We start from the raw sequence: 25,169 nt of genomic DNA on the forward strand, positions 1-25,169 counted from the left end.
GCATTCCGCCGGCAGAAGGCGATTTCGTGAATTGCCGCATTTCGTGGCCCGTGACAACGTGAATCGCTATGTGGGACATGTCGATTCGCGGTCGCATCCGCCGCCCCGAGCCGCTGGAGAGCACCGTGGCCGAGGTCACGGGGCAGGAGTGCCGCGCGTTCCAGACGCCCTTCGACGGCGGCCTGCTGCTGCTGGCCGAGATCTCCGGGGAGCTCTCGGAGAACGGGCCGGCCGAGCTCGTCCGGCGGATGCGCGCCGCCGTGATCCGGGAGCACGGGCTGGTGGCCGACGTCGTCACGCTCGTGGCCCCCGGCGAGCTCCGGCGGCTCGGTGACGACCGGCTCGCGGTCCTCAACGGGTACCGCCGCGGCGAACTCGACGTGCGCCACAGCCACTCCCTGTCTCCGGGTCCGGCCTCCCCGTCGCCGGACCCGGCCTCACCCTCCCTCCCGTCCTCGGTGGACGCGGCCGACGGAGGCGCGCGGCCCGCCGAGCCGCTGACGTACGAGGCGGTCCGGCAGGCCACCGCGACCGTGCTCGGCCTGGACGCGTCCCGGCTGAACGGCGGGGACGACCTGATCCGCCACGGCCTCGACTCCATGCGGGTCATGCAGCTGGCCAACGAGTGGCGGCGCGGCGGTGTGGAGGTCAAGTTCGCCGACCTGTTCGAGGCTCCCACGCTCGACGACTGGTGGGAGCTGCTCTCCGCCGGCCAGGACACGGCCGGCGCGACGGCGGCCGGGCCTCGGGCGCCGGAGGTGGACGAGAGCGCGCCCTTCCCGCTCACCCCCGTCCAGCACGCCTACTGGATCGGCCGGCAGGACCGGCAGGTGCTCGGCGGCGTCGGCTGCCACTTCTACGCCGAGTTCGACGGCGCGGGCGTCGACGCGGAGGCCCTCGAAGGCGCCGTGCGCGCCCTGTTCGAGCGGCACGCGCTGCTGCGCGCCAGGTTCCTCGACGACGGCACCCAGCAGATCCTGGACCGCAGCCCCTGGCCGGGCCTCGTGGTACACGACCTGCGCCTGGACGACGGCGGACGTCTCGACGAGCTGCGCGAGACGTTCTCGCACCGGCGCCTGGAGGTCGAGCGCGGGGAGGTGTTCGACATCCGGCTCTCGCTGTTGCCCGGTGGCGCCCACCGGCTGCACGTCAACTTCGACCTGCTCGTGGCCGACGTGCGCAGCATCCAGATCATCCTGGAGGACCTGGCCGCGCTCTACTCCGGGCGGGGCGATTCGCTGCCGCCCCTGCGGTACGGCTTCCCCACCTACCTCGCCGAGCACGAGCTGCGCGGACGCGAGGCGCGCGAGAAGGACCGGGCCTACTGGCGGGAGCGGCTCGCCGACCTGCCCGAGGGGCCCCAGCTCCCGCTCGCGGTCGAGCCCGAGCGCGTCGAGCGGCCTCGCGTCGTCCGCCGCGGCCACTGGCTGCCGCCCGAGGGGCGCCACCTGCTCGCCGACCACGCCCGCACGCGCGGGGTGACCCTGCCCATGGTGCTGGCGGCGGCCTTCGCCGAGGTCATCGGTGCCTGGAGCGCCCAGCCGCGCTTCCTGCTCAACCTCCCGCTGTTCGACCGGCAGACGCTCCACCCCGACGTGCCCCTGATGGTCGCCGACTTCACGAACCTGATCCTCCTCGATGTCGACCTGACGCGGGAGGAGACCTTCCAGGACCGGGTCACGGCCCTGCAGAACCGCTTCATCGCGGACGTCGCCCACTCGGCCTACTCGGGCGTCGAGGTTCTCCGCGACCTCAACCGGGGCCGCCGCGGCGGGCAGGTCACGGCCCCGGTGGTGCTCACCAGCGCCGCCGGAATGGGCGACCTCGTGGGCCAGGACGTCCAGCGGAGCCTCGGGGCGCTCGGCTGGATGCTCTCCCAGACGCCGCAGGTGTGGCTGGACCACCAGGTGGTCGAGGTGGACGGAGGGCTGCTGTTCAACTGGGACGCGGTCGACGAGCTCTTCCCCGCCGGGATGCTGGACGCGATGTCCGGCGCCTTCGCCGGCCTGCTCGACTGGCTCGCCGAGGGCGACTGGGACCGCCGGCTCCCCACGCTCACCCCCTCCGGCCAGTTGCTGGTGCGGGCGGGGGTGAACGCGACGGCGGGTGCGGTGCCGGAGGGGTTGCTGCATTCGGGGTTCTTCGGGTGGGCGGCTCGGGAGCCGGGTCGTACGGCGGTGGTGTGGGACGGTGGTGAGCTTTCCTACGGGGAGCTGGCGGGGCGGGCGCTGGGGGTGGCCGGGTGGTTGCGCGGGCACGGCGTCACGCCGGGCGACGCGGTCGCCGTCTCCCTGCCCAAGGGGCCGGACCAGGCCGTGGCCGTGCTCGGCGTGCTGGCCGCCGGGGGCGTGTACGTCCCGGTGGGGGTGGACCAGCCGGAGACCCGCAAGGAGCGGATCTATCGCCGGGCCGGGGTGCGGCTGGTGCTGACCGGCGACGACGACTCGTCCGCCGGTTCTGATGGCGGTTCGGAGGGTGGTGTCGAGCGGGTCGGTGTGGGGGTGGCGGTGGGTGCGGTGCCGTTGGAGGCGCCGGTGGTGGTGGACGCGGGGTCGTCGGCGTATGTGATCTTCACGTCGGGGTCGACGGGGGAGCCGAAGGGTGTGGAGGTGTCGCATCGGGCGGCGTTGAACACGGTGGTGGACGTCAACGGGCGGTTCGGGGTGGGGGAGTCGGATCGGGTGCTGGCGTTGTCGGCGCTGGACTTCGACCTGTCGGTCTGGGACCTGTTCGGCCTGCTGGGAGCCGGAGGCTCCGTCGTCCTGCCCGCCGAGGGCGAGCGACGCGACCCGGATCGCTGGGTCGCCCTGATGGAGGCGCACGGGGTGACGGTGTGGAACACCGTCCCGGCGTTGCTGGACATGCTGCTGGTGGCCGAGCCGGAGCGGTTGCCGGGTGGGTTGCGGCTGGCGTTGTTGTCGGGTGACTGGGTGGGGCTGGATCTGCCGGGCCGGTTGCGGGCGGCGGCGCCGGGGTGCCGGTTGGTGGCGTTGGGGGGTGCGACGGAGGCGGCGATCTGGTCGAACTTCTTCGAGGTGCCGGCGTCGGTGCCGTCGTCGTGGCGGTCGGTGCCCTACGGGACGCCGTTGGCGAACCAGTGTTTCCGGGTGGTGGACGGGCGGGGGCGTGATTGCCCGGACTGGGTGCCGGGGGAGTTGTGGATCGGTGGTGCGGGGGTGGCGAAGGGGTATCGGGGTGATGCCGAGACCACGGCGGCGAAGTTCGTCGAGGTGGGTGGGGTGCGCTGGTATCGCACCGGTGACATGGGCCGGTACTGGCCTGACGGCACGTTGGAGTTCCTGGGCCGTGTGGATCATCAGGTCAAGGTCCGCGGGCACCGCATCGAACTCGGCGAGATCGAGACCGCCCTGCGTGCCCACCCCGCCGTGGAGAGCGCCGTCGCCGTCACGGTCGGGGAGCCGACCCGGCGCCTGGCCGCGCTGGCCGTCACCCGCGACGGGACCGGCGAGACGGCCCTGCACGACTGGCTGGCCGGGCGCCTGCCCGCCTACATGGTTCCCGAGCAGCTCACCGTCGCGGAGAGCCTGCCGCTGAGCGCCAACGGCAAGGTCGACAGGGGCGCGGTGCGGACCCTTCTCGCAGACCGGCTCGCCGGTCGCGTCGAGCGGCTCGACCCGCCCGAGGAGGGCATGGAGACGGCCGTGGCGGAGATCTGGTCCGAGCTGCTCGGGCTGCCCGCCGTCGGCCGCGACCAGAGCTTCTTCACGCTCGGCGGCGACAGCCTCCTCGCGACCCGCCTGGTGACCCGGCTGCGCGCCGCCGGGATCGCCGGGGCCGAGCTCGGCACTCTCTTCGAGACGCCGGTCCTCGCCGAGTTCGCGGCGACCCTCGAACCCGGCGACCCCGAGCGCCCCCTGCCCGCCCTGGTCCCCGACCTCGAACACCGCCACGACCCCTTCCCGCCGACCGACGTGCAGCGCGCCTACTGGGTCGGGCGGACCGACGACTTCGCGCTCGGCGGCGTGGGCTGCCACTTCTACACCGAGTACGACACGGTCGGCACCGACATCCCCCGGCTGGAGGAGGCGTGGAACGCGCTCATCCGCCGGCACGAGATGCTGCGCGCGGAGTTCCTCCCCGACGGCAGGCAGCGCATCCTGCCCGAGGTGCCGCGCTTCACGATCCCCGTCGTCGACGCCGGCGCCGACGGCGAGGACGACGCGGACACCGCGCTGGCCCGGCTGCGCGAGGACATGTCGCACCAGCTCATCGACGCGACCCGCTGGCCGCTGTTCGACGTGCGCGCCGTGCGCTACGGCGCCGGCCGCACGCGCGTCGGCGTCAGCTTCGACAACATCGTCCTGGACGCGCTCAGCTCGATGATCGTCCTGCGGGAACTGGAGACCCTCTACGCCGACCCCGGCGCGGAGCTGCCCCCGGTGGAGCTGTCCTTCCGTGACTACGTCCTCGGCGTCCACCCGGAACCCGCCGCGCTGGAGCGCTCGCAGCGGTACTGGTCGGAGCGGGTCGCCGATCTGCCCCCGGGGCCGCAGCTGCCGCTCGCCGCCGACCCCTCGCAGATCGGCCGCCCCCGCTTCACGCGCAGGGAGGGCCGCCTGTCCCCCGAGCAGTGGCGAGCCGTCAAGGCCACGGCCAAGGAGCACGGGCTCACCCCCTCCACGGTGCTGGCCACCGCCTTCGCCGAGGTCCTCGGCGCCTGGAGCGCCCGGCAGGACCTCACGATCAACCTCACCCTCTTCGACCGCAGGGAGGTCCACCCCGACATCAACCGCGTCCTGGGCGACTTCACCTCGCTGCTGCTCGTCGCCTACGAGCCCGCCGCGGGGGAGACCTGGCTCGACGGCGCCCGGCGCCTGCAACGGCAGGTGGTACGCGACCTGGAGCACAGCGACGTCTCCGCCATCTGGGTGATGCGCGAGCTGGCCAGGCGCACCGGCTCCGCCGAGGTCTCCATGCCGGTGGTGTTCACCAGCACGCTCGGCGTGACCGGCGACGGTGACCTCTGGGACGCGGACTCCCAGATCTTCGCCGAACCCGTCTGGGGCGTGTCCCAGACGCCGCAGGTGTGGCTGGACCACCAGGTGATGGAGATCGGCGGCGGCCTGTTCTTCAACTGGGACGCGGTCGAGGAGCTCTTCCCGCCCGGCGTGCTCGACGCCATGTTCGGCGCCTTCGCCGGGATGCTCGAATGGCTGTCGGCCGGAAGCTGGGACTCCACGGCGCCGTGCCCGGTGCCCGCGGACCAGTTGCTGGTGCGGGCGGGGGTGAACGCGACGGCGGGTGCGGTGCCGGAGGGGTTGCTGCATTCGGGGTTCTTCGGGTGGGCGGCTCGGGAGCCGGGTCGTACGGCGGTGGTGTGGGACGGTGGTGAGCTTTCCTACGGGGAGCTGGCGGGGCGGGCGCTGGGGGTGGCCGGGTGGTTGCGCGGGCACGGCGTCACGCCGGGCGACGCGGTCGCCGTCTCCCTGCCCAAGGGGCCGGACCAGGCCGTGGCCGTGCTCGGCGTGCTGGCCGCCGGGGGCGTGTACGTCCCGGTGGGGGTGGACCAGCCGGAGACCCGCAAGGAGCGGATCTATCGCCGGGCCGGGGTGCGGCTGGTGCTGACCGGCGACGACGACTCGTCCGCCGGTTCTGATGGCGGTTCGGAGGGTGGTGTCGAGCGGGTCGGTGTGGGGGTGGCGGTGGGTGCGGTGCCGTTGGAGGCGCCGGTGGTGGTGGACGCGGGGTCGTCGGCGTATGTGATCTTCACGTCGGGGTCGACGGGGGAGCCGAAGGGTGTGGAGGTGTCGCATCGGGCGGCGTTGAACACGGTGGTGGACGTCAACGGGCGGTTCGGGGTGGGGGAGTCGGATCGGGTGCTGGCGTTGTCGGCGCTGGACTTCGACCTGTCGGTCTGGGACCTGTTCGGCCTGCTGGGAGCCGGAGGCTCCGTCGTCCTGCCCGCCGAGGGCGAGCGACGCGACCCGGATCGCTGGGTCGCCCTGATGGAGGCGCACGGGGTGACGGTGTGGAACACCGTCCCGGCGTTGCTGGACATGCTGCTGGTGGCCGAGCCGGAGCGGTTGCCGGGTGGGTTGCGGCTGGCGTTGTTGTCGGGTGACTGGGTGGGGCTGGATCTGCCGGGCCGGTTGCGGGCGGCGGCGCCGGGGTGCCGGTTGGTGGCGTTGGGGGGTGCGACGGAGGCGGCGATCTGGTCGAACTTCTTCGAGGTGCCGGCGTCGGTGCCGTCGTCGTGGCGGTCGGTGCCCTACGGGACGCCGTTGGCGAACCAGTGTTTCCGGGTGGTGGACGGGCGGGGGCGTGATTGCCCGGACTGGGTGCCGGGGGAGTTGTGGATCGGTGGTGCGGGGGTGGCGAAGGGGTATCGGGGTGATGCCGAGACCACGGCGGCGAAGTTCGTCGAGGTGGGTGGGGTGCGCTGGTATCGCACCGGTGACATGGGCCGGTACTGGCCTGACGGCACGTTGGAGTTCCTGGGCCGTGTGGATCATCAGGTCAAGGTCCGCGGGCACCGCATCGAACTCGGCGAGATCGAGACCGCCCTGCACGCCCACCCCGCCGTACGCCACGCCGTGGTCACCACCGTCGGCCGGCCGGCCCGCCGCCTGGCCGCCCTCGTCGTCGCCGACGCGGATCCCCGGGCGCTCACCGAATGGCTGGCCGAGCGCGTGCCCGCCTACGCCGTACCGGCCACCGTCACCCTGCTGGAGCGGTTCCCGCTCAGCGCCAACGGCAAGGTCGACCGCGCCGCGCTGGCCAGGCTCGCCGAGCGGGACGTCCCCGCGGCGGCCGAGGACGAGCCGCCGTCCGGCCCCGTCGAGGAGAGGCTCGGCCGCATCTGGTGCGAGCTGCTCGGCATGGAGCGGGTCGGCCGCCACCAGAACTTCGTGACCCTGGGCGGCGACAGCATCCTGGCCGCCCGCCTCGCCGAGGAGATCCGCCGCGCCTTCGGCGCGGATCTCGCCCTGAGGCAGATATTCGCCGGTCCGACCGTCGCCGAACACGCGGTCCTGATCGAACAGCAGGAGACAGGAGCCTTCGAGGAGGGCGTCGTATGACAGCCGGTCAGCTCATCGCGGAACTAGAGAACCTGGGCGTACGCCTGTGGGAGGAATCAGGGCGGCTGCGCTTCCGGGCACCGCAGGGCGTGATGACCGAGGAGCGGAGGGCACAGCTCTCCGCGTACCGGGACGACCTGCTGGAGTGCCTGCGCGAGCCCGCCGGGGCACTGACCCCGGAACCGGCGGACCGGCACGAGCCGTTCCCGCTGACCGACGTCCAGGCCGCCTACATGCTGGGACGCAGGGAGGCCTTCGACTTCGGCGGCACCGCCTGCCAGGTCTACGCCGAGCTGGCCTTCGCCGAGCTCGACCCGCCCCGCCTGGAGGCCGCCTGGCAGCGGCTGGTCGGCCACCACGACATGCTCCGCGCGGTCGTCCACGTCGACGGCTACCAGCGGATCCAGCCCGACGTCCCCGCCTACCGGGTGCGCGTGACCGACCTGCGCGGGCGCCCGGCCCGGGAGGTGGACGCCCACCTGGAGGCCGTCAGGGCCGAGATGGACCACCGGGTCTACGACACCGGCACCTGGCCGCTGTTCGAGCTGCGCGTCACCCAGGCCGGCGACCGGGCCGTGCTGCACGTGTCCATCGACTTCCTGATCGCCGACTACCTCAGCATCCAGCTGCTGCTGACCCAGCTCAAGCGGCTCTACCTCGATCCGGGCCACGAGCTGCCCCCCCTGGAGATCGGCTTCCGCGACTACCTGCTCGCCGCCCGGCGGCAGCGCGACGGAGCCGCCTACGAGCGCGACCGCGACTACTGGGAGGGACGCGCCGACGACCTGCCGGGCCCGCCCGAGCTGCCCGTACGGGAGAACGCCGCCACCGAGGCCGGCCGTCGCTTCACCCGCCACCAGGTCACCTTCGACCCGCCGCGGTGGGCGCGCCTCCGCGCCCGGGCGGGCGCGCACGGCGTGACCCCGTCCACGGCGGTGCTGGCCGCCTTCGCCGAGGTCGTCGGACGCTGGAGCCGCCGCCCCCGCTTCTCGCTGAACCTGACACTGCTCAACCGGCAGCCGCTGCACCCGCAGGTGGGGGAGCTGGTCGGTGACTTCACCACCGTCAGCCTGCTCGCCGTCGAGGGCGGGCGGGGCACCGCGTTCCGCGACCGGGCCCGCGCGATCCAGGACCGGCTCTGGGAGGACCTCGATCACCGCCTCTACTCCGGGGTGGAGCTCATGCGGGAGATCGCCCGCCGCCGGGGCCGGGGTGCCGCGCTGATGCCCGTGGTGTTCACCAGCACGATCGGGCTCAGCGACGAGGCCGCCGGGCACGAGGGGATGAGCGGTCTCGCCGAGGTCGTGTACGGCGCGAGCCAGACGCCGCAGGTGTGGATCGACTGCCAGGCGGTGGTCGAGGGCGGCGCGCTGGAGGTCAGGTGGGACGTCCGTGACGGCGTGTTCCCCGAGGGGGTCGTGGAGGGCGCCTTCGAGGCCCTGTCCGGCCTGCTCGGCGAGCTGGCCGACACGGACGAGGCGTGGGACGCCACCTGCCCGGTCGAGCTGCCCGCCGCGCAGGCGCGCGAGCGCGAGAAGGTCAACGACACCGCCGCGCCGATGCCCTCGGGACTGCTGCACGAGCCGGTGGTCGCCCAGGCGCGCCGCACGCCCGAGCGGCCGGCCGTCGTCTCCGGCGGCCGGACCCTCACCTACGGCGAGTTGCTCGGCAGAGCGGAGGACGTGGCGCGGGTTCTGGCCTCGCGCGGCTTCGGCCGGGGCGACCTGGCCGCGGTCATGATGGAGAAGGGGTGGGAACAGGTCGTCGCGGTGCTCGGCACGCTGCTGGCCGGCGGCGCGTACCTGCCGGTGGACACCGGGCAGCCACCCGCCAGACGGGACAGGATCCTCACCGACGCGGGCGTCCGCCACGTGCTCGCCCAGTCGCGGATCGGCGACCGTCCGGAGGGCGCGATCGACGTCGACCTCCTGCCCGGCGCGTCCGGTCCGAGCGGCGCCGGACCCGGCGCGTCCGGTCAGAACGGCATCGCGTCCGGTCCGAATGGTGCCGGATTCTCCGTGCCCGGTCCGAGCGATGCCGCTTCCGCCCCGTCCGGCCCGAACGGCGTCGCGTCCGCCGTGGACCCGGGGGACCTCGCGTACGTGATCTACACGTCGGGCTCCACCGGTGCCCCCAAGGGTGTGATGATCTCCCACCGGGCCGCGCTCAACACCGTCGCCGACGTCAACCGGCGCTTCGCGGTGACGGCCGAGGACCGGGTCCTGGGCCTGGCGGGCCTGGGTTTCGACCTGTCGGTCTACGACATCTTCGGCCCGCTCGCCCTCGGCGGGACCCTCGTGCTTCCCGACGCGGGCAGCCGCGGGGACCCCGCGCACTGGGCCCGGCTGATCGACGAGCACGGTGTCACGCTCTGGAACTCCGTCCCCGCGCAGCTCCAGATGCTCGACCACTACCTCAGCTCCCAGCCGGAGCCCGGCCTGACATCGCTGCGGCTGGCGCTGCTCAGCGGCGACTGGATCCCGGTCAACCTCCCCGGCCGGGTGCGGGGCCGCCTGCCGGGGCTGGAGCTGGTCAGCCTCGGCGGGGCCACCGAGGCCGCCATCTGGTCGATCCACCACCCCATCGGCGAGGTCCCCGAGGGCTGGCGGAGCATCCCGTACGGCACGCCCCTGGCCAACCAGACCTTCCACGTCCTCGACGAGGACATGCGCCCGTGCCCCGACCACGTCCCCGGCGAGCTGTACATCGGCGGGGCGGGGCTGGCCCTGGGCTACCTCGGCGACGAGGAGAAGACCGCCCACAGGTTCGTCACGCACCCGGTCACCGGTGAGCGCCTCTACCGCACCGGCGACCTGGGCCGCTACCACCCCGGCGGCACCATCGAGTTCCTCGGCCGCGAGGACCGGCAGGTCAAGATCCGCGGGCACCGGATCGAGCTCGCCGAGGTCGAGGCGGCCGTCCAGGCCCACCCGGCGGTCGCCGCGGCGGACGTGCTCGTCGAGGGCACCGGCCTGGACCGGCGGCTGGCCGCGTTCGTGGAACCGGTCCGCCTCGAACGGACGCCGGACGCCGACGACCCGGTGCCGGAGATGACCGCCGCGGGATCGGCGGCGGGCGACGTGCACACCCGGCACATCGACCGCGCCGAGCTCCTGGAGTTCTTCGGCCGCCTGGACCGGGCCGCGGTGCTCGGCATGATGTGGGCGCTGCGCCGCCGGGGACTGTTCGAGACGGCCGGGCAGGAGGCGACCCTGGAGGAGATCCTGGCCGCGACCGGGGCCGCGCCTCGCCACCACCGCCTGGTCCGCAGGTGGCTGCGGGTCCTGGTCGACGAGGGGCTGCTGGAGCGCGAGTCCGGCCGCTTCCGCGCGCTGCGCACGGCCGGTGCCGACGACCTGGAACAGGCCTGGCGGCAGGTCGGCGAGCTGCAGCGCGAGGACAGCTACAAGGCCGAGCTCATCGACTACTTCAGGACCAGCACCGAGCACCTGCCCGAGCTCGTCCGTGACGAGATGGACCCGCTGCCGCTGCTGTTCCCCGAGGGCCGCCTGGAGATATCCGAGGCCGCCTACCGCGAGAACATCATCAGCCGCTACGTCAACCACGCCGCCATCGCGATCCTCACCGACATCGCCGGGCGCCACGAGGGACGCCTGAACGTCCTCGAGGTCGGGGCGGGTGTGGGCGGCACCAGCGCGCAGATGATCCCCGCGCTGGCCGGTTTCGACGTCGACTACCTGTTCAGCGACGTCTCGCCCTTCTTCCTCAACGAGGCCAGGGAGCGCTTCGGCGACCGTCCCTGGGTGCGCTACGGCCTGTTCGACATCAACCAGGACTACCGCGAGCAGGGCTACACCGCCTGCTCCTTCGACGTCATCCTCTGCGCCAACGTGCTGCACAACGCGCGGCACGCGGGCCGGGTGCTGGCCAGGCTCAGGGAGATGCTGGCGCCCGGCGGCTGGCTGGTCTTCATCGACACCACCAAGGACAGCTACCAGATCATGACCTCGATGGAGTTCATGATGCCGGAGAAGGACCCGCGCAAGTGGGACTACGAGGACCTCCGCAAGGGCCGCGACCAGACGTTCCTGGGGCGCGAGCAGTGGCTGGAACTCCTCACCGAGGCCGGCGCCGACGCCACCCTCTGCCTGCCGGGACCCGGCGACGCCACCGTCACCCTCGGCCAGAGCGTCTTCGCGGCCCGCTTCAAGAACGACCGCGCGCGGCTGGACGCGCCCGGCCTCACCCGGCACCTGGCCGAGCGGCTCCCCGAGTACATGATCCCCGGACACATCCAGGTCGTGGACGCCCTCCCGCTCACCGGCAACGGGAAGATCGACCACGACACGCTGCGCTCCTGGCTGCCCCGCGCCGTCGCCGGGCGGGCCGCGGCCGGAGGTCCCCCCGCCGACGACCTCGAACGCGCGCTCGCCACGGTGTGGGCCGAGGTCCTCGGCCTGCCCGAGGTCACCAGGGACGGCGACTTCTTCGAGCTGGGCGGCGACTCCCTCGTCATCGCCAAGCTCGCCGCGCGCCTGCGCGAGGAGGTCCCCGCCACCCGCGACGTGTTCTGGGACGACCTCGTCCGGCAGATCCTGCACCGGCCCACCGTGGCCGCGCTGGCCGAGCACCTGCGCCGCTCGCACGACGAAGGGGAGCAGGGCACCCGGCAGGCCGCCTCCCCGCTCGTGCGCCTCGGCGACGACGGGAGCGAAAGCGGCGGCGAGAGCGGCGAGGCCCTGCGCGTGCTGGTCCACGAGGGCGGCGGCACACTGGCCCCGTACCGCGCGCTCGCCCGGCGCCTGGCGGACAAGGGAGGCCCGCTGGCGGGCCTGGCCGTCACGGAGGTGGAGCCCTATCTCGCCGAGGATCCGGAGGGGCTCATCGAGCGTCGCGCCGCCCGCTACGCCAGGACGCTGCTCGACAGCGGCTCCACCCGCTTCCACATCGTCGGCTACTGCATGGGCGGGCTGCTGGCCACCGAGGTCGCCAGGCACCTCACCGAGGCGGGCGCCGACGTGGAGACCCTCACCGTGATCAGCAGCTACACCCTGCCTCGCGTCATCGAGGACGAGCTGGTCGCGGAGTACGTCTTCGCCCGCGTCATGGGCGTCGACCCCGCCGACGCCGGCTACCCCGGCGACGAGGACGTGATGTCCAGGGTGTTCGAGCTCCTGCTCGGCGAGAACCCCGAGCGGGTGCCCAGGGGCCGGGTGGCGGAACTCACCGGCGACCCGGCCGTGGAGGCCGCCGCCGCCGACTTCCGGCGGCTCGCCGCCGTCGCCCCCGAGGAGAGGCTGGCCGCCATCGGCCGCGCCGCCACCGCCGCCCACTCCGACCGGGAGGTCGAGCGGCACGTGAACTCCCTCTTCCGGGTGGTCAAGCACAGCCTGGACGCCGTCGGCAGGCACGTCCCCCAGCCGTACGCGGGGGACATCACCTTCCTGCGGCAGCTCGGCGACACCAGGTTCCTGCCGTGGCTGCGCGACGACATGACCGGCTTCTGGCGCGACCTGTGCCTGGGGGACCTGGACGTGGTCGACATCCCCGGCGACCATTTCTCCTGCCTGCAGCCGCCCAACGTCGACCAGGTGGCGGACGTGCTGGACCGGATACAGGGGGAGCGATGAGAGCCGTCGGGATCCTCGGCTGCTACGGGGCGGTCGGCCGCTCCGCCGTGCGCAGGCTCCGCGAGGCGGGCATCGGCCCGCTCCGGCTGGGCGGCAGGGATCCCGGCAGGGTCGGGGAGCTGGCGGAGCGGGACGCCTCCGGCCCCGCCGACGAGGCCGTGGCCGTGGACATCGCCGACGCCGCCTCGCTCGCCGCGTTCTGCGACGGCTGCCGCCTGGTGCTCAACTGCGCCGGGCCGTCATGCGTGATTCTCGACACGGCCGCCCGCGCGGCCCTGGCCGCGGGCGCCCACTACGTCGACGTCGCCGGGGACGCCGCCGCGTTCGACGGCGTCTCCCGCGCGGCCCGCGACAGCCCGGGACTGGTCGCGCTCCTGTCGGCCGGCATGATGCCCGGCCTGTCGGCGCTGCTGCCCCGCCACCTCGCCGCCGGATTCGACCGGCCCGAGCGGCTGCGGGCGTACACCGGGGGCCTGGACCTGTTCACGCCGGCGGCCGCGCTCGACTACGTGGCCTCGCTGTCGGGCGGGTACGCCACGCCGCTGGCCGCCTGGCGCGGCCACCAGGTGATCCCGCGCGCGCTGCGTCCCGGCATGGGCGTGCGGGTGCCGCACTTCCCCGGCAGGGTCGACACCTACCCCTACCTCGCCGCCGAGACCGAGCGGCTCGCCAGGGAACTCGGCCTCGCCGAGGTCGAGTGGGCGAGCGTGTTCGACGGCGACCTCACGGCCGCCGCGCTCGGCAGGCTCCAGGACATGGACGCCGAGGAGGCCGCCGCGGAACTGGTGCGGGTCTCCCGGCTGGAGGCGTTCGGGCGTTCCCCGTACTTCCAGCTGGTCTTCGAGATGTCCGGGGAGTCCGGTGGCGCGACCGTGACCCGCACGCTCCTCGCGCGTGCGGCCGACGGCTACGAGCTGACCGCGGCGGTCGCCGCCGCGGCGGTGGAGGCGGTGGAGGCCGGGCGGGTCCCGCCGGGACCGGGCGAGGCGGCGGACGTGCTCGACCCGGCCCGGGTCTTCGCCGCGCTTCTCGACGACCCGCGGGTCACCCGCCTGGAGATCGTCGAAGGGGCGGCGCACACCGCGCCGGTGGAGGAGGGGGTCCTGTGAGCGACCGGCCACGCGTCATCGTCTGCGGCACCGGTTTCGGGCGGGTGCACCTGGCGGCGCTGGAACGGCCGGGCACGCCGTTCGAGCTCGCCGGAGTGCTGGCCAGGGGAGGCGAGCGTTCGCGCCTGTGCGCTGAGCGCGCGGGGGTGCCGCTGTTCACCGACGTGGACGAGATACCCGCCGATGTCGACCTGGCCTGCGTGGTGCTCCTCGCCGACGTCAACGGCGGCCCCGGCAGCCAGGTGGCGGCCAGGCTGATGGAACGCGGCGTCCACGTGCTGCAGGAGGCGCCGCTGCTGCACGACGAGCTCGCCGCCTCGCTGCGCGCCGCCCGCCGCAACCGGGTCGTCTTCCGGGTCAACACGCACTACGTCCACCTCGATCCGGTACGGCGGTTCGTGGCCGCCGCCAGGACGCTGCTCGCCCGCGGGCCCGCGCTTTTCGTCGACGCCGCCTGCGGCGTCCAGGTCTCCTACACCATGTTCGACATCCTGGGCCAGGCCCTCGGCGGGCTGCGGCCGTGGGGCTTCGCGGAACCGGGCCGGCTGCCCGAGACGGTACGGCGGCTGTCGGAGAGCGCGCCGCCCTTCCGTACCGTCGACGGCGTGCTGGCGGGCGTCCCGCTCACCCTGCGGGTGCAGAACCAGCTGCACCCCGCCGACCCCGACAACCACGCCCACCTCCTGCACCGGATCACCCTCGGCACCGAGGGCGGCACGCTCACGCTGGTCAACACCCACGGCCCCGTGCTGTGGTCGCCCCGGCCGCACCTGCCGGCCCGCGCCAGGGAGCTCACCGCGCTGGACGGCGCCGAGGACGAGCACCTCGACTTCCCCAGCTGCGTGCCCGTCGGCCCGGCGCGCGCCCCCAGCTACCGGGAGATCCTCGGCGAGATGTGGCCGGCCGGGGCCGGGCGGGCGATCGACGCCGCGTGGGAGGCGGTCCGCAGTAACCGGGATCCCTTGAAGGAGGGGCAATATCATCTCTCCGTGAGCAAGGCGTGGCAGGATGTTGCGGCGGTCCTGGGCTATCCGGAACGACTCGCGGGGCCGTCCCCCCGTCCGCTGTCGGCCGGTGATCTGATGTCCGCGATGACCGCAGAACACCAGGAGGTGCCCCTATGACCATCACCGGCGACGACCTGCTGGCGCGATGGCTGCGCCGCTACCGGGACGTGCCCGTGCCCGGCCTGAGGCTGGTCTGCTTCCCGCACGCGGGGGGCGCGGCCGGCTTCTTCAGGACGTGGGCCGCGCGGCTGCCGTACGGTGTGGAGCTCTACTCCGTCCAGTATCCCGGCCGTCAGGACCGCATCCAGGACGACTTCGCCTCCGACATGGACGCGCTCGCCGGTCCCGTCGCCGCGGCGCTTCGCCCCCTGTGCGACCGCCCGCTCGCGCTGTTCGGCCACAGCATGGGCGCGGCCGTCGCCCACGAGGTGGCGATGCGGCTCGAGGAGGGCGGAAGCGGGCCGCTCGCCGGGCTGTGCGTCTCCGGGCGCCCGGCGCCCGACCGCACCCGGCACGCCGAGGTGCACCTCGGCGGCGACGAGGCGCTCCTGGCCGACCTGCGCAAGCTCGGCGGCACCGACGAGGAGGTCCTCGCCGACCCCGACCTGCGCGAGCTCGTGCTCCCCGCGCTGCGCGCCGACTACCGCCTGATCGAGACGTACGAGGCGCCGCCCGCGCCGCCGGTGAAGACCCCCGTCCACGTCTTCTTCGGGGACGCCGACCCGGAGGTCGACGGGGACGAGGCCGCCGCGTGGTCGCGTCACACCTCCGGCGCGTTCACCCTGCGGACCTTCCCCGGCGACCACTTCTATCTGCTGCCCAACGAGGCCGGCGTGGTCGAGGAGGTGATGCGCGCCTGCGGCCCGGTCGATCCGTGGCCTTCGACCCCCTAACACTCCCGAGATTCCACGACAGAGTCAAAGAGAGGAACCATCATGGGTAACGGTGCCATCGAGAAGGAACTGCTCCTCCTGGAGGAGCAGGGCTGGAGCGCGATCTCGAAGGGCGACGGGGAGTTCTACCGGCGGCTGGTCACGGAGGAGACGCTGTGCGTCGAGCCCGACGGCCTGCAGACCGGCGCGGAGCTCGCCGCCGACATCGACGCCAACCCCTCACCGTTCGACGACTACAAACTGGAGGACGTCAAGGTCCTGCCGCTCACCGGCGACAGCGCGATCATCACCTACCGCGCCGTCGTGCGGCTCAGCCAGACCGATTTCACCTTCCAGCTCTACATGACCAGCGCCTACGTGCGGCACGACGGCGGCTGGAAGCTGATCTTTCACCAGCAGACGCCCGTGAAGGAGGAAAACCAGGAGGCCCAGGCGAGCTGACCCGGGTTCCCGCTCTCCTCCCGGGCATATGGATGGGACCACTTCTCACACTAGGGAGGCACCACCATGAACGGAGGCGGCATCGACGTCGACCACCTCCGCAAGACCTTCGGCAAGAAGGTGGCCCTGGACGACGTGTCATTCGTGGTCGAGCCCGGCAGCATGGTCGGCCTGCTCGGCAGGAACGGCGCCGGCAAGACCACAGTGATCAACTGTCTCAGCACGCTGCTCCCGCCGGACGGCGGGCGCGCCACGGTCGCCGGCCACGACGTGGTGAGCGATCCGGTCGGAGTGCGGGCGTCCATCGCCCTCACCGGGCAGTTCGCCGCGGTCGACGAGGTCCTCACCGGGCGCCAGAACCTGGTGCTCTTCGGCCGCCTGCTGAAGCTGAGCAAGAAGGCGGCCCACGCGCGTGCCGAGGAGCTCCTGTCGGGATTCGGGCTGACCGAGGCGGCCGGCGATCCGGTGGGCTCCTACTCGGGAGGGATGCGCCGCAGGCTGGACCTGGCGGCCAGCCTCGTGGTGGAACGGCCTGTGATCTTCCTGGACGAGCCCACGACGGGGCTCGACCCCGCCGGGCGGCGCGAGGTGTGGGACGTCGTCTCCGGTCTGCGCAGCGGCGGCACCACCATCCTGCTGACCACCCAGTACCTGGAGGAGGCCGACCGCCTCGCCGATCGCATCGTCGTCGTCGAGGGCGGCGTGGTCATCGCCGAGGGCACCCCGCGGGAGCTGAAGGACCAGGTCGGTGGCACCGTCTGCGCCGTCCACATCGAGTCGGCGACCGAACGCGAGAAGGCGCTCGGCGCCCTGCGCGGCGCGACGGACGGCACCGCCGAGCACGACGGCGTCATCACCGTGCCCGGCGCCACCGTCCGTACGATCGCGGAGGTGGCGCGGATCCTCGGTGACGCGGGCATCGAGCCCGACGACGTGGCACTGCGCCGCCCGACGCTCGACGACGTCTTCTTCGCGCTGACCGGGACGGCGCCCAGCGCCGCCGGAGACGGCACCGGAGACGGCACCGGAGACGGCACCGGAGACGATGGCGCAGGCGACGGTGACGCGGGAAGCGGGCCGGGCGGCTCCGACGGTTCCGGGAACCGGGACGCCGGATCGCGGTCCCGCGACGGCGGGCCGGCGCGGCAGGGAGCCAGGCCGTGACCGCGGTGCCGGTGCGGACCGAACGCGGGCTCGGCAACCTCGCGCGGCAGGGGATGCTGCTCGCGGGCCGCAACATCCGGCTCACCTCGGTGTCCGACACGATCAGCACCATGATCGTCTTCCCGGTGATCTTCGTGTTCGGCTTCCTCGCCCTGTTCGGCAACCTGTTGCAGGTCAAGGGCATCGAGTACGCGCAGTTCCTGCCACCGGCACTCGTCGTGCAGTGGATGTTCTCGGTCGCCATCTCCACCGCGTTCTTCTTCGCCTCGGACCGGCGCTCGGGCATCCTCGCGCGATACCGCGCGCTCGCGATCAACCGCGGCGCCGTGGTGGTCGGCCGGATGGCCGCCGACGTGCTGCGCGCGCTGCTGGCGATCGCGGTGATCGTGGCCGCCGGATACGTCGCGGGCTTCCGCTTCGAGGCCGGGCCGCTCGCGGCGCTCGGGTTCGTGGCGCTGGCGGTCGGGTTCGCGCTCACGCTCTCCGCAGGGACGAGCGCGCTCGGGCTGGCCTCCAAGGAGCCGGAGACGGTCTCCTCGACCCTGCACCTCGTCTACATGCCGCTGCTGATGATCTCCTCGGCGTTCGTGCCCGCGGACGCGTTCCCGGCCTGGCTGGAGCCGGTGGTGCGCCTCCAGCCGGTCACCGCGGTGATCGACGCGTTGCGGGCGCTGGCCGAGGGCGGGCCCACCGCGGGCCCGGTGACGCGGGCGCTCCTGTGGATGGCGGGGCTGCTGGTCCTGTTCTCCCTGGCGGCCGTGCGGGCGTTCAGGAGGGCGACATGAACACTCTCACCGAGACCGGCCTGCTGGCCGGCCGCAACCTGCGGAGGTTCTTCAAGACGCCGCAGCTGGTCGCCGACACGGTCATGTTCCCCGTCATCCTGCTGTTCCTGATGCTGCTGGTCTTCGGCGAGCTGGTCGGCGCGGCCACCCGTGGCGCCTACATCGACCGCCTGGCCCCGGTGATCATCCTGTTCAGCGCCGCCTACGGCGCGGTCGGGACCGGCATCGGCTTCCACACCGACCTGAGGACCGGCCTCGTCGACCGGTTCCGCGCGATGGACATCGGCAGGCTCTCGGTCCTGACGGGCAGGCTGGCCGGAGACCTGGTGCGGGTTCTGATCGTCGCGGTGGTCACCACCGCGGTGGCCTATCTCGCCGGCTTCCGCTTCACCCAGGGGCCGCTCGCCGCCCTGGCCTTCTTCGGGGTCGTCCTGCTGTTCGCCTCGATGTTCCTGTGGCTGGCGATGGTGGTGGCGCTGACCGCGTCCAGCGAACAGGCGGTCAGCGGCGCGCTCAACACCCCGGTGACCCTTCTGCTGTTCCTGTCGTCGGGCTTCGTGCCGCTCGAGCAGTTTCCCGGTTTCCTGCAGCCGATCGTGCGGGCCAACCCGCTCTCCCTGGGCGGCGACGCCCTCGTGGGGTTGTCGCAGGGCGGCCCGGTGGCGGCGCCGGTACTCTTCACGCTGGCGTGGACGGTGGTGGTGACCGCGATATCGGCACCACTTTCCGTTCGGCTCTACCGGAGGCGGTAATTCGCCGCGACGATCATCGGGAGCCGGTGACGATTCCGACATGAATTGTCGGGGAACGGCGCCGGATAAATGTGGAGGAAGAATTCCTCCGAGCCTTTTCAGGCTCGGAGGAATTCGATCAGCCGGTAGTTTATGCGGCCCTGCGGCGCGAGGCACTCCGCGGCTCGCAGGGTGACCTGGCGCCAGCCGTGCCCGGCGGCGATCTCGTCGATCAGCGACGCGTTCCCGAGGTCGGTGAACCCGAGCAGCAGCCTGCCGCCCGGGTGCAGGCGGGCCGCGGCGCCGGCGAGGTAGGCCTCGTGCGCAGCGTATCCGGGGTCGAAGAACGCCCGGTCGAGGTCGTCGGCCGGGGCCTCTCCCGCCGGCGCCTCGACGAAGTTGGAGTTCCAGTAGATCATGTCGAAGCGCTCGTCCTCGCCCAGCGGCTCGAACATGTCTCCGCAGCTCACGCGGACACGATCGGCCACGCCGTGCCGTTCGGCGTTGCGCCGCGTGTTGTCGGCCGCCGCCCGGCTCATGTCGATCGCGGCCACCTCGGCGCAGCCGCGCAGGGCGGCGGTCACGGCGATGTAGCCCGTGCCGCTGCCGACCTCGCAGAAGCTCCCGAACAGGGGATAGGGGATCCACTCGGCGTACAGCGCCGACGACTGGGCCAGGTGGGGCGCGTAGACGCCGGGCAGCAGGTCCCATTCGAGGCCGAGCAGGCGGAACGTCCGCGGCCCGGTTATTTCCCTGTGCCGGGCCAGCAGATTTCCCGCGGCCTCCTGCGCGCGAGTATTCATCGGCTCTCTCCGATCTCCGGTTGACATTGCGTCTCTCAATTATAGGCATTAGCGTTTAAAGCATGCCAGCCGTGGCATGGTGCCGAAAGACATTCAACAGAGGGAATAAAGATGTCGATGACAGCAGACCTCTCGCGGCTGGGCGCCTCCTACCGCAGGGAGGGGGTGGAGCCCTCGGAACTGGAGAGCGACCCGCTGGCGCAGTTCCGCCGCTGGCACGAGGAGTGGCTCGCCGCCGCCCGTCCGGCGAGCTCGTCCGCCGTCCTCGCGACCGCGGACGACGCGGGCCGTCCTTCGGCCCGCTGGGTGGACGTGGCGTACGTGGACCACGGGTTCGTGTTCTTCACCGACCACGGCAGCCGCAAGGGCGCCGACCTCGCCGTCAACCCGCGGGCGGCCCTCTGCTTCGGCTGGCTGGAGGTGGGCCGCCAGGTGCGCGTCGAGGGCGAGGCGGCCAGGATCCCCGACGTGGAGTCGGACGCCTTCTTCGCCACCCTGCCCAGGGGGATCCAGTCGCTCGCGTGGGCGACCGACCAGCGCCGGATCGTGAACGGCGGGCAGGAGCTCCGGGAGAGCCTGGCCGAGGTCGGCGAGCGTTTCTCCGGTCAGGAGGTGCCGCGCCCCGTCCACTGGGGCGGCTACCGCCTGGTGCCGGGGGAGGTGGAGTTCTGGCAGCGCCGCGCCGACGAGGTCCAGGACCGGTTCCGCTACAGCCGCGAGGGCGGCGGCTGGCGGATCGACCAGGTGGCCCCCTGAGGGCGGACGCCGAGGAACAGGTGGCCCCGCGGGAGCCGCCGGGCGACCGGCGGCTCTCCGGGAGCGGAGGCCGCCGGGAAAGGAGACCCATGCTTGCCGGATGTGTGGAATGGCCATCGGAGGTCGCGGCCTTCTATCGGAGGGAGGGCTACTGGCGCGGTGAGACGCTCGGCGACCTGCTGCGCCGCCTCGCCGCCGCCCACGGCTCCCGGACCGCGCTGGTGGCGGGGGAGACCCGCTGGACCTACCGCGAGCTCGACGAGCGGGCAGACCGGCTGGCGGCGGGCCTGAGCCGCCTCGGGATCGGTCACGGTGACCGCGTGCTGGTGCAGCTGCCGAACGTTCCGGAGCTGGTGGTGTTGTGCTTCGCGCTGTTCCGTCTCGGCGCGCCGCCGGTGCTGGCGCTGCCGCCCCACCGCGGCAGCGAGATCGGGCACCTCGCCGAGGCCACCGGCGCCGTCGCGTACGTGATCCCCGACGTCTTCCAGCGGTTCGACCACCGTGAGCTCGCCCGCCGGGTACGGGCGGAGGCGCCGTCGCTCGCGCATGTGCTCGTCGTCGGCGACCCGCAGGAGTTCACCGCCCTCGCCGACCTCGAAGCAGGCCCCGAGGCCGTCCCCGAAACCACTCCCGAGCCGGGTGACGTCGCGCTGTTCCTGCTGTCGGGCGGCACCACCGGCCGTTCCAAGCTCATTCCGCGCACGCACGACGACTACGCGTACAACATCAGGGTCAGCGCGGAGAACGCCGGTCTCGACGAGACCTCGATCTACCTGGCGGCCCTGCCGGTGGCCCACAACTACGCGCTCGGCTGCCCCGGCGTGCTGGGCACGTTGCAGGCGGGCGGCACGGTCGTGCTCTCCCCGGCACCCAGCCCCGACGAGGCGTTCCCCCTGATCGAGCGGGAGCGGGTGACCGTCACCGGCCTGGTGCCCTCCCTCGCGCTGCTGTGGGTGGAGGCGGCCGGCTGGTCGCCGCAGGACCTGTCCAGCCTCCGCCTTGTCCAGGTCGGCGGCGCGGCGGTCTCCCCGGACCTCGCCCGCCGGGTGGGCAAGGAACTGGGGCGGGTCCAGCAGTCCTTCGGCATGGCGGAGGGACTGCTCAGCCAGAGCCGCGGCGACGATCCGGACGAGCTGCTGGAGACCACGCAGGGCAAGCCGATCTCCCCGGCCGACGAGGTGCGCATCGTCGGCGAGGACGGCGAGGAGGTGGCCCCCGGCGAGGTCGGCGAGCTCCTCGCCCGCGGCCCCTACACCATCCGCGGCTACTACCGGGCCGCCGACCACAACGCCGCCGCCTTCACCCCGGACGGCTTCTTCCGCAGCGGCGACCTGGCTCGCCTCACCCCGTCGGGCCATCTCGTCATCTCCGGCCGGGTCAAGGACGTGATCAACCGGGGTGGTGACAAGGTGCCCGCCGACGAGGTGGAGGACCACCTGCTGGCCCATCCGGGCGTCCGCGCCGCGGCGGTGGTCGCCATGCCGGACGAGTTCATGGGGGAGCGCTCGTGCGCCTACCTCGTCGCCACCGCCACGAACACCGACACGAGCACCGCCGCCGGTGTCGCCCTCGACCTGCCGTCCATCGCGGCCTTCCTGCACGAACGCGGGGTCGCCGCCTACAAGGTGCCCGACCGGATCGAGGTGGTCGCGGCCCTGCCGCTGACCCCGGTGGGGAAGGTCGACAAGGCCGATCTCCGCGCCCGGCTCAGGGACGGTGACGGATCGTGAAGACCACAACCACCACAGCCACCACGGCCACCACGGTCGCCGCCCAGCAGCCGGAGTGGAGCGACCCGGAGGCGCTCGAGGAGGTCAGGCGAGAGCTGCGCTCCCGGCCGCCGCTGGTCACCGAGGACGAGTGCGCGACGCTGGCGAAGTCGCTGGAGCGGGTCGCGCGCGGCGAGGCGTTCATGCTCCAGGGCGGCGACTGCGCCGAGCGTTTCCGCGAGGCCAACGCCGAGGAGACGGGCAGGAAGGTCGACCAGCTCCACTCCCTCTCCGGCCGCCTGCGCGCCGGTTCGGGTGCCGGCGTCGTGGCGATAGGCCGGATGGCCGGGCAGTACGGCAAGCCGCGTTCCGAGTCGTGGGAGAGCGCCCCCGACGGCGGGGTCATCCCCACCTACCGGGGCGACGCGGTCAACGGCCCGGCGGCCGAGCCCGGCGCCCGTTTCGCCGACCCCACCCGCCTGCTGCGGGCCTACGACTGCGCCGGGCGCGTGCTGGCCGCCGTACGGGCCTCCTGGGAGGGGCGCGAGGCCACCGAGCGGGTGCACGTCTCGCACGAGGCGCTGCTCCTGGACTACGAGTACCCCCTGGCCAGGGACGGTGCCACGGGCCGCTACGCCTCCTCGGCGCACTCGGTGTGGATCGGCGACAGGACCCGCTCCGTCGACGGCCCGCACGTCGCCTTCGCCTCCTCGGTCGCCAACCCCGTCGGCGTCAAGATCGGCCCGTCGATCGGCCCGGCCGAGGCGGTCCACCTCAGTACCCTGCTCAACCCCGGCGCGCTCCCCGGCCACCTCACCTTCATCGTGCGCATGGGCAGCACGCGGATCCGGCGCCTGCTTCCCGAGCTGGTGGGCGAGGTCGCCAGGCGGGGCATGCCGGTGGTGTGGGTGTGCGACCCCATGCACGGCAACACGATGCGGATGGGTACGGGGGTCAAGACACGGCCGATGGAGGCGATCCTGGAGGAGACCACCGCGTTCGTCCGGATCCTGCGCTCCCTGCGCGAGCATCCCGGAGGGCTGCACCTGGAGATGACGCCGCAGGACGTGACGGAGTGCGTGTCCGCCCCGCGCCCGTTCTCGGCGCCGCCGCCCCTGTCGCGCTACCGGACTGCCTGCGACCCGAGGTTGAACGCCGAGCAGGCCTGCGAGGTCGTCGAGCGATTCGCGGGCATGCTGTGAGCGTACGAGCGTGAGCGCAGGAGAGGAGAGACGACATCACCGGCTTCCAGGGGATCGGCAGGAAGGCGTTCGCCTTCTACGAGGAACTCGCCGCCGACAACACCCGTGAACACTGGCACAGGAACAAGGAGACCTACGAGACCGAGGTCCGCGAGCCGCTGCTCGCCCTGCTCGAGGAGCTGGAGGACGAGTTCGGGCAGGCCAAGCTGTTCCGGCCGCAGCGCGACACCAGGTTCACCGGCGACAAGTCGCCGTACAAGACCTACCAGGGGGTGACGGTCGGCGTGGGCGGCACCGTCGGCTACTACCTCCAGCTCCAGGCCGACGGGCTGTTCCTGGGGGCGGGCTTCCACTCCTTCGACTCCGCCGACACCGCCCGCTACCGGGCCGCGGTGGACGCCGACGGGCCGGGCAAGGAACTCGTCAAGATCACCGACCGTCTGGTGCGGGACGGGTTCGAGCTCGTCGGCGAGCGCGTCAAGACCCAGCCGCGCGGCTACTCCGCGGACCATCCGCGCATCGAGCTGATCCGTCACAAATCGCTGGGAGCCGAGCGGACCGTCCCGAAGTCCAGGCTCCAGGGCCGCAAGGCGCTCACCGAGGTACGCGACGGCTGGCGCAAGGTCCGCCCCCTCGCCGACTGGCTGCTGGAACACGTGGCGACCGGCTGACCGGTCACCCCCGGCCGCGGGGTGTCCCGGGGCCGGGGGACGCGGGGCGGAGGTCCCGCAACCGTCGCCGTGTCCTGGTCGCCTGAGCAGCGCGGTGGGCCTGCCCGAGCAGCACGCCGGCGAAGGTCTCGGCGCCGAGGCGTCGCCGGTCGGCACCACGGCGGTCTGTCCGGCCTCGGCGGCGAGGTCGCCGGAGCAGTGCCCGCCTGTTGCCGCCGTGCTCCCGGCGGAGGCCGTCGAACGGGAGCCGGAGTTGCGGCACGGGCTCATCGGCTCCGCCGCGCAGTCAAGGCCCGCGGCCACTTTCCGAACGAGCAGGCCACGCTCAAGTGCGTCTACATGGCCATCATGAGCCTGGACCCGACCGGCAAGGGCCGCAAACGCTGGGTCACCCGATGGAAGGCCGCCCTTAACGCTTTCGCGATCACCTTCGACGGACGCCTGTCAGCCGACCAGAAGCAGACAACCAAAACGATCGGTTACACCGTTTGATCGACAGACCCGGTCAGGGAGCTGAGCGGTCGCGGGTCAGCGACCGATCGGTTTGCGGTGTGCGCACCCGAGGTTGCGTCCGCCTTCACGGCGTTCGTGTCGCGGCTGGGCAGGGCGGCGTCTGGAATACCACGCCGTCCAGGAAGTTGCCGAGCCCCGGATTATCCCCTGCGGCCGACACCGACTGGAAGGCGAATCGGGTGGTGGTCTGTCCCGGAGGCACGACATACACCCCGGTGTAGGAGCCCCAGGCGGTGTTGCCGTCGGAGATGTCCGGGGAGGAGGCCCCGGCGGGGGTTTGGGCCACGGGCGCGCCTGGCGCGCCGATGAGCACCCGCATCACGTCGGTCCCCATGCGGCCCCGGTGATACACCGACCAGGTCATCGGTGTTCCCGGAACGGTGGGCACGTCTTGGTAGAGCAGGACGGCCGGGTCGGCGTTGAGCTCGGCGAACTGCTGGCCGTCGGCGGCCGGGACGGGGCTCCCGCCTCCGCCCTGGCCGCTTTGCCAGAACTCCAGCGTGCGACCGGCCGAGGTGGTGTGCCAGCCGGTGCTCGGGTTGGTGGAGGCATCGGGGATCATCCAGTCGATCGTGGCCACGGGTGGTGCCTCGAAGCTGCCGTTGACCAGGTTGACCGGTTTCCAGGGACAGGTGGCGGTGACGGTGACCGTGGCGGTGGCCGTTCCGCAGTCGGTGGTGATGGTGTAGGTGAAGGTGTCGGTGCCGACGAAGCCCGGAGCGGGGGTGTAGACCACGTTGGTGCCGGAGATGGT

Annotated in this window: 15 protein-coding genes and 1 pseudogene; 14 read left to right on the forward strand and 2 right to left on the reverse strand. The window is 72.8% G+C overall.

Features of this window, described 5'->3' with window-relative positions:
- Window positions 1-77: 77 nt before the first annotated feature.
- From ACTOQ3_RS25265 to ACTOQ3_RS25305, 9 genes are all read left to right on the forward strand, one after another.
- Entirely contained in the window at window positions 78-7,040 is a 6,963-nt protein-coding gene (locus ACTOQ3_RS25265; RefSeq protein WP_440085824.1) for an amino acid adenylation domain-containing protein, read from the forward strand.
- Complete coding sequence (locus ACTOQ3_RS25270) at window positions 7,037-12,631, forward strand: amino acid adenylation domain-containing protein (RefSeq protein WP_440085825.1); 5,595 nt, start codon at window positions 7,037-7,039, stop codon at window positions 12,629-12,631. Before ACTOQ3_RS25265 ends, ACTOQ3_RS25270 begins: the two co-directional genes overlap by 4 nt.
- A complete protein-coding gene (locus ACTOQ3_RS25275) occupies window positions 12,628-13,740 on the forward strand; it encodes a saccharopine dehydrogenase NADP-binding domain-containing protein (RefSeq protein WP_440085826.1) in 1,113 nt (370 codons plus the stop codon). Before ACTOQ3_RS25270 ends, ACTOQ3_RS25275 begins: the two co-directional genes overlap by 4 nt.
- Window positions 13,737-14,864 (forward strand): Gfo/Idh/MocA family oxidoreductase, encoded by a 1,128-nt coding sequence (locus ACTOQ3_RS25280; RefSeq protein ID WP_440085827.1) that lies wholly within the window; start codon window positions 13,737-13,739, stop codon window positions 14,862-14,864. The genes ACTOQ3_RS25275 and ACTOQ3_RS25280 overlap by 4 nt, the downstream gene beginning before the upstream one ends.
- The gene (locus ACTOQ3_RS25285; protein ID WP_440085828.1) at window positions 14,861-15,640 is read left to right on the forward strand and encodes a thioesterase II family protein; all 780 of its coding nucleotides are present in this window, start codon (window positions 14,861-14,863) and stop codon (window positions 15,638-15,640) included. The genes ACTOQ3_RS25280 and ACTOQ3_RS25285 overlap by 4 nt, the downstream gene beginning before the upstream one ends.
- Window positions 15,641-15,682: 42 nt before the next feature.
- Window positions 15,683-16,081, forward strand: a complete 399-nt coding sequence (locus tag ACTOQ3_RS25290) for a nuclear transport factor 2 family protein (protein ID WP_440085829.1) — start codon at window positions 15,683-15,685, stop codon at window positions 16,079-16,081.
- 66 nt (window positions 16,082-16,147) lie between these two features.
- Window positions 16,148-17,245, forward strand: a complete 1,098-nt coding sequence (locus ACTOQ3_RS25295; RefSeq protein WP_440085830.1) for an ATP-binding cassette domain-containing protein — start codon at window positions 16,148-16,150, stop codon at window positions 17,243-17,245.
- Window positions 17,242-18,030: an ABC transporter permease gene (locus ACTOQ3_RS25300; RefSeq protein WP_440085831.1), complete on the forward strand. Its 789-nt coding sequence runs from the start codon at window positions 17,242-17,244 to the stop codon at window positions 18,028-18,030. The genes ACTOQ3_RS25295 and ACTOQ3_RS25300 overlap by 4 nt, the downstream gene beginning before the upstream one ends.
- Window positions 18,027-18,782: an ABC transporter permease gene (locus ACTOQ3_RS25305; protein ID WP_362690915.1), complete on the forward strand. Its 756-nt coding sequence runs from the start codon at window positions 18,027-18,029 to the stop codon at window positions 18,780-18,782. The genes ACTOQ3_RS25300 and ACTOQ3_RS25305 overlap by 4 nt, the downstream gene beginning before the upstream one ends.
- Before the next feature lie 98 nt (window positions 18,783-18,880).
- On the opposite strand, the gene ACTOQ3_RS25310 is transcribed toward ACTOQ3_RS25305, so the two are convergent.
- A complete protein-coding gene (locus ACTOQ3_RS25310; protein WP_440085832.1) occupies window positions 18,881-19,564 on the reverse strand; it encodes a methyltransferase domain-containing protein in 684 nt (227 codons plus the stop codon).
- Window positions 19,565-19,675: 111 nt separating this feature from the next.
- Between ACTOQ3_RS25310 and pdxH the strand changes: the two genes are divergently transcribed.
- The 5 genes and pseudogenes from pdxH to ACTOQ3_RS25335 all read left to right on the forward strand — a co-directional run.
- Entirely contained in the window at window positions 19,676-20,320 is a 645-nt protein-coding gene (gene pdxH, locus ACTOQ3_RS25315) for a pyridoxamine 5'-phosphate oxidase (protein WP_440085833.1), read from the forward strand.
- A gap of 89 nt (window positions 20,321-20,409) precedes the next feature.
- Complete coding sequence (locus ACTOQ3_RS25320) at window positions 20,410-22,050, forward strand: (2,3-dihydroxybenzoyl)adenylate synthase (RefSeq protein WP_440085835.1); 1,641 nt, start codon at window positions 20,410-20,412, stop codon at window positions 22,048-22,050.
- Window positions 22,047-23,231, forward strand: a complete 1,185-nt coding sequence (locus ACTOQ3_RS25325) for a 3-deoxy-7-phosphoheptulonate synthase (RefSeq protein ID WP_440085836.1) — start codon at window positions 22,047-22,049, stop codon at window positions 23,229-23,231. The genes ACTOQ3_RS25320 and ACTOQ3_RS25325 overlap by 4 nt, the downstream gene beginning before the upstream one ends.
- Before the next feature lie 53 nt (window positions 23,232-23,284).
- Complete coding sequence (locus tag ACTOQ3_RS25330) at window positions 23,285-23,902, forward strand: DUF2461 domain-containing protein (protein WP_440085846.1); 618 nt, start codon at window positions 23,285-23,287, stop codon at window positions 23,900-23,902.
- Between the two features lie 270 nt (window positions 23,903-24,172).
- Window positions 24,173-24,394, forward strand: a pseudogene (locus ACTOQ3_RS25335) (hypothetical protein); the annotation flags it as partial.
- A gap of 85 nt (window positions 24,395-24,479) precedes the next feature.
- Here ACTOQ3_RS25335 and ACTOQ3_RS25340 read toward each other — a convergent pair.
- Window positions 24,480-25,169, reverse strand: a 690-nt coding sequence (locus ACTOQ3_RS25340) for an Ig-like domain-containing protein (RefSeq protein WP_440085837.1), incomplete at its 5' end; no start/stop codon positions are given.

Origin of the sequence: Streptosporangium sp. LJ11 (assembly GCF_051918945.1) — a bacterium.
In the GTDB taxonomy this organism is placed as follows: Bacteria; Actinomycetota; Actinomycetes; order Streptosporangiales; family Streptosporangiaceae; genus Streptosporangium.